This is a genomic window from Bartonella sp. CL436QHHD (assembly GCF_042195105.1).
Taxonomy (GTDB): Bacteria; Pseudomonadota; Alphaproteobacteria; order Rhizobiales; family Rhizobiaceae; genus Bartonella.
In genome coordinates, this window is the sequence record NZ_JBHINR010000087.1 from 1 (window position 1) to 9854 (window position 9854).

General features: G+C 40.2%; 11 protein-coding genes and 1 pseudogene. 8 read left to right on the forward strand and 4 right to left on the reverse strand.

The annotated features are described in order from the left end of the window. Positions 1–100: pseudogene (locus ACFIKN_RS09365) on the forward strand (transcriptional regulator); the annotation flags it as partial. Positions 101–1105: 1005 nt separating this feature from the next. Then, positions 1106–1459, forward strand: coding sequence for a hypothetical protein (locus ACFIKN_RS09370; RefSeq protein WP_375654327.1), 354 nt, complete (start codon positions 1106–1108; stop codon positions 1457–1459). A gap of 742 nt (positions 1460–2201) precedes the next feature. Here the strand turns inward: ACFIKN_RS09370 and ACFIKN_RS09375 are convergent. Together ACFIKN_RS09375 and ACFIKN_RS09380 are read right to left on the reverse strand one after the other, a co-directional pair. After that, on the reverse strand, positions 2202–2777 hold the full coding sequence (locus ACFIKN_RS09375; protein WP_375631463.1) for a disulfide bond formation protein B: 576 nt from the start codon (positions 2775–2777) through the stop codon (positions 2202–2204). Between the two features lie 10 nt (positions 2778–2787). Continuing rightward, entirely contained in the window at positions 2788–2940 is a 153-nt protein-coding gene (locus ACFIKN_RS09380) for a DUF5993 family protein (RefSeq protein ID WP_273790835.1), read from the reverse strand. Positions 2941–3764: 824 nt separating this feature from the next. Between ACFIKN_RS09380 and purE the strand changes: the two genes are divergently transcribed. The 4 genes from purE (at position 3765) to ACFIKN_RS09400 (ending at position 7545) form a co-directional block, all read left to right on the forward strand. Further along, the gene (gene purE, locus ACFIKN_RS09385; protein WP_375658315.1) at positions 3765–4262 is read left to right on the forward strand and encodes a 5-(carboxyamino)imidazole ribonucleotide mutase; all 498 of its coding nucleotides are present in this window, start codon (positions 3765–3767) and stop codon (positions 4260–4262) included. A gap of 1 nt (position 4263) precedes the next feature. Further along, positions 4264–5574, forward strand: a complete 1311-nt coding sequence (locus tag ACFIKN_RS09390) for a 5-(carboxyamino)imidazole ribonucleotide synthase (protein WP_375658316.1) — start codon at positions 4264–4266, stop codon at positions 5572–5574. A 1430-nt stretch (positions 5575–7004) separates the two neighbouring features. Continuing rightward, a complete protein-coding gene (locus ACFIKN_RS09395) occupies positions 7005–7379 on the forward strand; it encodes a hypothetical protein (RefSeq protein ID WP_273790838.1) in 375 nt (124 codons plus the stop codon). Further along, complete coding sequence (locus tag ACFIKN_RS09400; protein ID WP_375637692.1) at positions 7372–7545, forward strand: hypothetical protein; 174 nt, start codon at positions 7372–7374, stop codon at positions 7543–7545. The genes ACFIKN_RS09395 and ACFIKN_RS09400 overlap by 8 nt, the downstream gene beginning before the upstream one ends. Before the next feature lie 64 nt (positions 7546–7609). Here the strand turns inward: ACFIKN_RS09400 and ACFIKN_RS09405 are convergent, their stop codons facing one another. Both ACFIKN_RS09405 and ACFIKN_RS09410 read right to left on the reverse strand, forming a co-directional pair. Further along, positions 7610–7864 (reverse strand): hypothetical protein, encoded by a 255-nt coding sequence (locus ACFIKN_RS09405; RefSeq protein ID WP_375658317.1) that lies wholly within the window; start codon positions 7862–7864, stop codon positions 7610–7612. Further along, positions 7858–8004 (reverse strand): hypothetical protein, encoded by a 147-nt coding sequence (locus ACFIKN_RS09410; protein ID WP_375658318.1) that lies wholly within the window; start codon positions 8002–8004, stop codon positions 7858–7860. The genes ACFIKN_RS09405 and ACFIKN_RS09410 overlap by 7 nt, the downstream gene beginning before the upstream one ends. 770 nt (positions 8005–8774) lie before the next feature. On the opposite strand from ACFIKN_RS09410, the gene ykgO reads away from it, so the two are divergent. Both ykgO and ACFIKN_RS09420 read left to right on the forward strand, forming a co-directional pair. Next, positions 8775–8900 carry a type B 50S ribosomal protein L36 gene (ykgO, locus tag ACFIKN_RS09415; protein WP_004863016.1) on the forward strand — a complete coding sequence of 42 codons (126 nt, stop codon included), beginning with the start codon at positions 8775–8777 and terminating at the stop codon, positions 8898–8900. A 157-nt stretch (positions 8901–9057) separates the two neighbouring features. Then, complete coding sequence (locus ACFIKN_RS09420) at positions 9058–9843, forward strand: tetratricopeptide repeat protein (RefSeq protein WP_375631458.1); 786 nt, start codon at positions 9058–9060, stop codon at positions 9841–9843. Positions 9844–9854 lie beyond the last annotated feature (11 nt).

Here is a 9854-nt window from a genome sequence, read left to right on the forward strand (position 1 = left end):
TCAAGAAACATACAGCGAAAAAGAACATTCACTTTTGAAAAATTTTAGAGAGCTCCAGCCGAAAAAACAAAAAGCAATCTTATGGTTGATTTCTGATTAAGCAAAAGCGCACACAAAGCATAAATCCTCCGCATCATTTTACATTTTACGGATCAACGTTTTGATGCTTCTCCACATTTACAGAAAGCAGCCAAATGAAACTTTCAAATTCCCCTCGCACCACTTTGTAAACATAGGTTTGTCAACAATACAGCTTCTTGCCTAGCCAATCTCCCCCAAGCACTTCAGATCACAACACCACAAAGAATGATGTTGCATCAAACGCGACAGATACGTCCTATTTTAAAATATTCTTGCCCCTTCGCTATCCTAAAGTAAGATCACACAAAGCACCGGTCAATCTCACTTCAAAAGCAACTTTCCCCACACCCTCTCTCCTCTCTGGTCAACACAACCCACCTCTTCACCCCCACACCCTCTCTCCTCTCCCATCAACACAACCCACCTCTTCACCCCCACACCCTCCTCTCTCGTCAACACCCCCGCCTCTTCATCCCAACTTTCCCCCTCCCTTCATAAACTCTTCATCCCCACACCCTCTCTCCTCAACACCCCCACCTCTTCATCCCAACTCCCCCTCCCTTCATAAGACTCTTCACCCCACCCCCTCTCTCCTCTCCCATCAACACCCCCACCTCTTCATCCCCACACCCCAATCTTCTCTCCACATTCCATGCCATGATAAAATCACACACCACGCATAAAGTCCCAGCTTCCTTTTTTACATATTCCCGTTTTTACGCTTTTACGTATTTACAGAAAGAAGAAAATCTGTAAAAAATGCATTACACAATAACGTATTCAACAACTGTCATTAAAATCTCGCCTCCCTTTTCATCTAAATCCCCCCTATTTTCACTTAAATCATAGATATAAACTGCCCTATTATTTGTATTGACCAGCATAAAATTTTTTGACAAATTCTAGCGATCAAAAGGGATTGTAAGAAGCATTTTACGACTTTTAAAAGAATTTTTATTTACATCCAGTGCTTTTTGTAACGTAGAAGAGTACATTTAATTAATTGACTATAAGAAAGTTTGAGATGAGAGAAGCTTTTCGTTTTTCTCATTCAACATTCGCAACGATAACTTATCCTTATAAGTCAATATTTTTTCGTAATACAAAACGCACCAAAAGGAATAGACTTGCGTTGCATATTCACACGCTTATTTTAAAGAAAGATCTCTCAACGCTCATCACACCCATTTTGCAAAACGCCGCCCGTAAAGGAATGGTAAGCCCCCATGAAGTGTATAAAATCCATTCAGCCCCCTTATCTTTACGCTTATGGAGAAACAAGTTTACGCTTATGGAAGAACGAGGCCGGCATCATCACAAAAACTCTACTAGCTCCCAATGTTGCAGACAGCCTTCGGTTCAAGAGACTCTTCATTAAAGGCATGCCTTTCTTGTACAGTTTTGCCCCACATGCCCCCCGCTTATGATGTACAAGCAAGTAATTTTAATTGATTTAATATGAGAGAACTGGTGATGAGGAATTTTATTATATTCAGCGAAGTTCTTTACGTTAAAAATGGTTATTTATCATTATAAATCAATATATTAATAAAAAAAGAGGCATCATCAAGACGCTTACCTTTTTCTCAAAAAAGGCTTCACACTGAAAGAAAACATCTAAAAGTTAGATAAAAAAAAAGGTTTGCCTCTAATAAACAAACCTCTGCAGAAAATTATTCACATAACTTTCAAAATTTTAAATTAATCCCTCTAGAAGCAATAAAAACACTTTAGAAGCACCAAAATGAATACAAAAACTTATTTAACACAATGTTACGAAAAATCAAGAACAAAAATTTTTTATCGTTAATGCTCTAAAAAAACGAGGCTTCTTAACCCACGTGGCTCAGCAGTCCGGGGCTTCTCTACAAACGCCTCCAAGCCAATCAATCCCTTCATCTCTCTCAAAAGACAGCATAAAAGGTGCACAGTACAAGTCTTCGCTAAAAAAAAATATCAATCGCCAGCGCTCATAAAAGCCAGCGTTAGTATAAAAGATCAGATTATCGAACAATCTTGCTAAAATGTCTTCCCAATAAATAAAAAAGAAGCGGATTTTTAAATATTCCGCCTCTTTAACAATAAAAATTACGATGAGGGATTATTAAACAAATTCGAAACTATGAAGGGAACCAACTTGATAACAACTCATACCTTACAGGATCATCGGCACATTGCCCACCACCACATTCCAGTATGGTAGAAATCAAATTTGCCGCAATCAAAAATACAAATAAGAAACTTGCTGCTTTACTCAAGACTGGAAAAGGAGAAAATTCTTTGAACTTGTGTGCCAATTCGCCTAAAATCATGACAAATGAGACAGCAAAGATACAAAGGACAGAAATAATGAAAGCCCAAGTATAAAAATGCAATCCAAAAAACGTTGAACCGTATCCTAAATCATCGGGTGTGATATGCAAAAACACTTGTCGTGCTGCCACAGCACTGGTTACCATACAACCGAGAATAACCATACCATAATGGGTATTTTTCACCTTATGGTGAATATTGAGCAAGAACCCACAACCTGCCAGTATCAATCCAACGCGCTGCAGCAAACAAAGGGGACAAGGTAACTCAAACTTTACCAATTGATAATAAAAAGCCACCACCAAGACAATGGATAACCCAAAGAGTCCTAGCGTATTCATAAAGATGACGAAGTGAGGGTTTTTTTGTTCAACATGTTCCATGGCTATTCTCTCAAAAAGATAAATTTAAAGTAGAAGTTGCGTGATGATTGAAAGTGAGAAGAATGACAACGAATAAAATTGCCCACAAAGCATAACTTATATTTTTTTTACCACACATAGTCGTTACAGCAGTACCTAAAGCGATTAAAAATGGAAGAAACATAGCTTTTAAATCTCCTTTACATCCGTTGTTTAACTCTTATTTATTTCAGCGTTCACCATATTACAAAATTGGGCAAAAAAGAGACCATAGATTTATTATTCACAATTCGTCATTCGCGATTGATATTGCCATTATATTTAAGGGAAAAACGATATAATCGCTAAGAAACAGATCTCAACAAAAGCGTTAAAAGCACAAAAGCGTTGATTATTCGCTTCCCCTTAATATCAGCCATTGTTAAATATATATTGACAATTATAAAGATTATATCCCCCCACTCACAAAAGAATCACTTGAACAACAAAATAAATAGGCTTTGAAATCGAGAGATATACATCTCTTTATTTCTCAAAAGAATATCTTTATTTCTCAAAAGAATATCCTCACTTTGCAACGCATTTTCGCCATAAAAATCTCTTTTTCTCATAAGCAATGTTTCAAATTGCAACAGATTTTATATCATATGGTGATCTTGTTTATTTTAGCAAATAAAAAGTAAGACATTTTTTTAAAAAACTTATAATCAATGTATTTTTCCCAATATATTTTTCCCTTTTACAATGCCGCAAGCTTAACAGCCTCATGGATCCAACACCACCCCTTAACACCTCTCCTCAAAATTCATCTCCCCCAAAAAAAAGAAGTGCTTCATGCCTTCAATACTTTAGTTTTTCATCTCTTGGTCTCCCCCTTTAAATTTTTAGCTTTCCACCTTATTTGAAAAATAACTGTTTCTCTGTCATCAATTGGCTTTGCAAAGAGAATATAAAACTTTAAAAAAATAATGATAAAGAATCGCATTGAACCTTTGAAAAGGATAGTGAATGATGAAAAAATCATGTGATGTCGCGATTTTAATGGGGAGCCAATCGGATTGGCAAACGATGTGCCATAGTGCAGATATTTTGACGAGTCTTGATATTTCTCATAGTTCGCATATTGTCTCAGCACACCGAACTCCTGAACGCCTTTATCAATTTGCAAAAGAAGCAAAAGAAGCAGGGTTTAAAGTTTTAATTGCCGGAGCGGGGGGTGCAGCGCATCTTCCAGGTATGTTAGCAGCCCTTACTCCTCTTCCTGTTTTTGGCGTTCCAGTGCATTCTCATTCTCTTTCTGGTCAAGATTCTTTGCTTTCAATCGTGCAAATGCCAGCAGGGATACCCGTTGGCACATTAGCAATTGGCAAAGCAGGCGCAATTAATGCAGCACTTTTAGCCGCAGCCGTTATGGCCGTTTATGACCATGATCTCGCCCAACGATTAGAAGATTGGCGTCAACAACAAACAGCCAATGTTGCCCAAACGCCTGTAACGGAGGTTTAAAATGGCACCGTTTTTCAACGCCCCCTCAGCCAACGCCGCCCCCTCAGCCAACACTACTCTCTCCTCCAACGCCACCCCTTCAGCCAACGCCACTCCCTCAGCCAACACTACTCTCTCCTCCAACACCACTCCCTCAGCCAACACCACTCTCTCCTCCAACGCCGCCCCCTCAGCCAACACTACTCTCTCCTCCAACGCTACTCCCTCAGCCAACACCACTCCCTCCACCATGTTACCTCCAGGCAGCGTCATTGGTTTAATCGGGGGCGGACAATTAGCACGGATGCTCGCCATAGCGGCCGCAGAATTAGGATTTCGAACCGTTATTTTTTGCCCTGAGGCCGATTGCCCAGCCGCTCAAACAGCAAACAACCATATTGTTTCCTCCTATGACGATACATCAGCTTTAGATCATTTTATTTCTCAATGTGATGTTGTCAGCTATGAATTTGAAAATCTTTCTCTTCAAACGGTTCAATATGTAGAAAAGAGTAAGCCTGTTTATCCTTCTTCCAAAGCATTAGAGATCACGCAAGATCGACTTTTTGAGAAGCAATTTTTGCGTGATCAAGGGATTGGCACCGCGTCATGGCACGCTATTGACAATTCTTCTTCTCTTCTTTCCGCTCTTGATACTTTAGGCGGACGTGGTCTTTTAAAGACGCGTCGTTTTGGTTATGACGGCAAAAACCAGATCAAGCTTGATCACCCCAATGAACAAACCCTTGACGAAGCCTTAAGGACTTTTCAGGAACAGCCTTGTATTTTGGAAGAAATAGTTCCTTTTTTATCGGAAATTTCGGTTCTTTCTGCCCGCACAAAACAAGGGGAACATATTTTTTATGATTGCCCTGAAAACCAACACAAACACGGAATTCTTCATAAATCCTTTGTTCCATCCCATATTCCACTTGACGTGCAAAAAGCAGCTCAAGAAATCAGCTTAACAGTCATGGATGCCCTCGATTATGTTGGTGTTCTTTGTATTGAGTTTTTTGTCTTAACGGATGGTCATCTTTTAGTGAATGAATTAGCGCCGCGTGTCCATAATTCTGGTCATTGGACACAAAAGGCATGCATAACTTCACAATTTGAACAGCATATCCGTGCTATTTGCGGACTTCCCTTAGGCAGTCCCTATCGCCATAGCGATTGCCAAATGACCAATCTTCTTGGTAACAATTTTAGCACGTTAAAATATTTTCTAAAGCAAGAGCACACCTCGATCCATTTATATGGCAAAAGCACTGTTCACCCCCACCGCAAAATGGGGCACGTCATCCAATTATTGGGACCAGCCAACAAATCTTAAGCCCACATACATACAAATGCTTTTTCACACTATCTCCCAATGAACTGAAAAAACAAAGCTTCACCCCACACCGATATCCAGCGGCTTCAACAGCGCCCCTAACCTTTTAATTCGCCCTGAAAGGGCGTGAAGCCCTCCTACAAGCTCCTTCTCTTCCATGCCCCCACCCTCAAAGATACAAAACCACACCAATCAACAATCCAACAGCTCCTCCTCCTTTTCTCAAAAAAGTCCCCCCACGACTAAAAGCAATTCACCAGCCCCCAAGTTCATCACCCCTCCACCTTCCACCGCATAAATATTCCCCCATAACAAAAGCTTCACCCCACACCGATATCCCGCGGCTTCAACAGCGCCCCTAACCTTTTAATTCGCCCTGAAAGGGCGTGAAGCCCTCCTACAAGCTCCTTCTCTTCCATGCCCCCACCCTCAAAGATACAAAACCACACCAATCAACAATCCAACAGCTCCCCTTCCTTTTCTCAAAAAAGTCCCCCCACGGCTAAAAACAATCCACCAGCCCCCAAGTTCATCACCCCTCCACCTTCCACCGCATAAATATTCCCCCATAACATACGCAGCCCCTTCATTTTTCTTTTAATGCCAATCTTTAGGCCTTTTAATTCCAACCTTTAGAGGATAAACTTACCTCTTGCAGCCTATAGAGAGCATTCTAACAATGCGTTCTCATTGCCTCTAGTCTCCCTTCTTGTGTTCATTCTTTCACAAAAGTGCCAAGCGCCGCCGCTCCGCACCACCCCTTGAGTTTCATGTCAAAGATATAATTACAGTACTAAGCTTATCCATCATAGCAATATCCTCTCTCCCCTCATAAGGCGATATTACCTGTGTCGTATTTTCTAGAGCTTGAAGCGTCTCTCCTTATTTCATTTCGCAATAAAGCTTAAAATAGCAGATAAACATACAACTACACACCGAAAGAAAACCGTAAATTTAGCTTACACTCTAAAACAACAACCGTTTAAAATATCACTCACTTTAATATCTGTAATATTTGTCACCTTCGTTATGTCTATCGCCTTCGTTCTTTCCCCTATAAAATTACGTTATTCAAATTTGAGCGCCTAACCGCGCTCAAGGACGAAGATTCCTGTGCCGATCTGTCAACAATCAAGCTTTTCTTAAGTAAATTCAACCGGCTAAACACTTCAATATTAAATGCCTCTTCGCCTGTAGTTTAGTGATAAAATATAATTGTACTCACAAAACGAATCTTTTATACAGCGGCACGAAAAATTGTACATGCCTCATAATAATAAAAGGAAGATGCGCTACAGACGTAGCAAGTCATTCGTATTATAATTATAACAAGTACAGAAATCTTTTTTCATTTCATAAAAATAGTCTGAGAAACTGAGTTATTCGCTTTATCAAAAAACAAAACCCTCAAGAAACAAACGAATATCAACATGACAAAACCAAACCTATCAAATGCATCACCAAAAGAACAAAATGATACATCTTCTCAATGGGACTTAGTCCTCGATATCCAAAAAGAAGTTAAGGAAACATTAAAGGCTGGTGTTGTTTCACTGAGAGAGTTTATATTCATAATTTTTATAAGCGTCTGTTTATACATTTTCCTCTCAATATTAGGCAGTGCGGATAAACCTCAGATGAATGTAGCAACTGCAATCGGGCTGATATGCGCATTAATTCTGTACGGTTCGATACCAATCTTTTTGGTGCTACGGATCATAGTAAAGAAGAAACTGAAAAAAGTAATGAAACAACTAGATGAAGCGGTTGCTAATCAAAATACAATAAGGAGAGAAAATGACTGAAGCTATAATATTAGGACGCATTCTAGGGATCCTTGGCGGTTGTGCAATAATAACATTATCCGTTTGGCTTGTTTATTCTACCATTAAATATCGAAAACTGTACCGTAAAGCGCTTACAGGACTAAACTTAGCAATTCAAAAATGGAATAAAGAAATTAATAAATAAAAAAAATCGTGAAAAACGTGGTATTAAAATACCATAATTCTTATTTTCATATTTCTAGACGTATTTAATGTGATTCCCAGTTATTGAAGGCCCATATTGAGGGTATGAGATTTTTCATAAGGGGACGTTTGAAACTATAGGCACGGCGTACACAAATACAAGAAACAATTCCAACGGCGCCCCCTCTTCCCCCCACTTCAAGCATTTCAGCCGGCGCACGTACCTGACAGGGTTTCACAAGCCCCCACAAACAAGCCCCTTGCGTTTTAAGAAGCCCCCCCTTGCCCTTAACGACAAAAAAACCACACCACTTCAACAATCCAACGGCGCCCCCTCTTCCCCCACTTTAAGCATTTCAGCCGGCGCACGCACCTGACAGGGCTTCACAAGCCCCCACAAACAAGCCCCTTGCGTTTTAAGAAGCCCCCCCTTGCCCTTAACGACAAAAAACCACACCACTTCAACAATCCAACGGCGCCCCCTCTTCCCCCCACGTTAAGCATTTCAGCCGGCGCACGCACCTGACAGGGCTTCACGAGCCCGCAACAAACAAGCCCCTTGCGTTTTAAGAAGCCCCCCCTTGCCCTTAACGACAAAAAACCACACCAATCAACAATCCAACGCCTCCCCCTCTTTCCCCCCAACTTCAAGCATTTCAGCCGGCGCACGTACCTGACAGGGCTTCACGAGCCCCCACAAACAAGCCTCTTGCGTTTTAAGAAGCCCCCCTTGCCCTTAACGACAAAAAAACCACACCAACTTCAACAATCCAACGGCTCAACAGCGCTCCTGATCTTTCAACACTCCCTAACAGAGCTTATTTGTTTAAAGCTGAAAAGGCTTTTACTTTTTTCCACTCTTTGTGCTTTTTTGTGTCCTTTTTTTACGAGAAAATTTTTACCTTCAAGGCAACCATTAACACACCCTAAGGAATTTGTAAGGGATATACCCTTGACAAGAATAAGACTTCTTGTTAAATCTCTCCTACTTTTTTGCAATTTTCACTTATCGTTGTGCTAATGAAGTGTGTTAATGCGTACCTTAAGAGTGCGCTTTTCTTTTTGTGATCACAGTGAAAAAGTGTATCGTGTGATGTTATAATGCAAGTACGATATCGCAATGCAATGCTCATAGAGTAAGCAGTCTATTGGGGTTGTGGTATTATATTTTAGTGTTGTATTATAGTATTATAGTGTTGTGTTACGTAAACTATTTAAACGGTGAATATGATGAAAATTAAAAATTCGCTTAAAGCACTAAAAGAGCGCCACCGTAACAATCGTTTGGTGCGTCGTAAGGGTCGTGTTTATATTCTTAATAAAACGAACCCACGTTTTAGAGCACGTCAGGGCTAATTCTTTTAGGGCTAATTTCTTTAAGGTCAATGTTTTTATGCCTACTTTGATTGTAGGCTTAAAAAGATTTTCTTGCGTTTTTTTGGTTATAAGTCCGTTGATTACAAGTCTAGTATTTGATAATATTTGGTGATTTATCTTTTGGGGGCTTGTTTTTATGGATTCTTTTATTTTTTTAAAAGCCTTTCGATTTTTTCAGCTGCGTTTTTTCTGTATTTTTCAGCGCGCGTTTTTTCTTTTTTTTGTTGGCGTTTTTTGTTTTGTTCCCTCGAGCTATGGGCAAAATCCTCCTTCTCTTCCTGAAGATCGGCCTTCTCCACAATCGCTTTTACCGTTAGATGATCTTATTCCCAATTCTCCTCCCCCTTCCTCAACGCCCTCCGATTCTGATTCCTCGGCGGTTATTCTTGAAGATCTTGACAAAGAGCAGCTTTCCCATGTTGACAGAGTTAAGCAACGCAAAGAAGCAGAAATTTCACGTTTACTCAAAGAATTGAAATATTGTGCTGATGTTGCTAAAGCGAAAAAGATCAGTCAACAACTTCAACATTTATGGTCCCAATCGGGGAGTGAGACGATTGATCTTTTAATGTCATGGGCTGAAAATGCACTCAACAGCGATGATTATGGACTTGCGCTTGATTATATTGACAATGCTCTTGCACTTTTACCTACTCATTCTGAAGCTTGGGTAAGGCGTGCTTGGATTCACATTCAACTGAACGATTTCAAGCTTGCCCTGCTTGATCTCAACCATGCTCTTGAACTTGAGCCGCGCAATTATAGTGCTTTTTTTGAACTTGGCGTTGTCATGGAAGCAACGGAGCGTCCAAAACTTGCTCTTAAAGCTTATGAAACAGCATTGGATTACTATCCACAAATGCGCAGAATTCAAAAGCGCGTGCAAGCTCTGTTAGACGAACAATCACCCCAAGCTCTTTAAAACCATTCAAG

Bases quoted from the DNA above. Each gene is read 5' to 3' on its own strand.
- ACFIKN_RS09370 (WP_375654327.1), top strand. From the start codon at position 1,106: ATGAGAGAAGCTTTTCGTTTTTCTCATTCAACATTCGCAACGATAACT.
- ACFIKN_RS09375 (WP_375631463.1), bottom strand. From the start codon at position 2,777: ATGGAACATGTTGAACAAAAAAACCCTCACTTCGTCATCTTTATGAAT.
- ACFIKN_RS09380 (WP_273790835.1), bottom strand. From the start codon at position 2,940: ATGTTTCTTCCATTTTTAATCGCTTTAGGTACTGCTGTAACGACTATG.
- purE (WP_375658315.1), top strand. From the start codon at position 3,765: ATGATGAAAAAATCATGTGATGTCGCGATTTTAATGGGGAGCCAATCG.
- ACFIKN_RS09390 (WP_375658316.1), top strand. From the start codon at position 4,264: ATGGCACCGTTTTTCAACGCCCCCTCAGCCAACGCCGCCCCCTCAGCC.
- ACFIKN_RS09395 (WP_273790838.1), top strand. From the start codon at position 7,005: ATGACAAAACCAAACCTATCAAATGCATCACCAAAAGAACAAAATGAT.
- ACFIKN_RS09400 (WP_375637692.1), top strand. From the start codon at position 7,372: ATGACTGAAGCTATAATATTAGGACGCATTCTAGGGATCCTTGGCGGT.
- ykgO (WP_004863016.1), top strand. From the start codon at position 8,775: ATGAAAATTAAAAATTCGCTTAAAGCACTAAAAGAGCGCCACCGTAAC.
- ACFIKN_RS09420 (WP_375631458.1), top strand. From the start codon at position 9,058: ATGGATTCTTTTATTTTTTTAAAAGCCTTTCGATTTTTTCAGCTGCGT.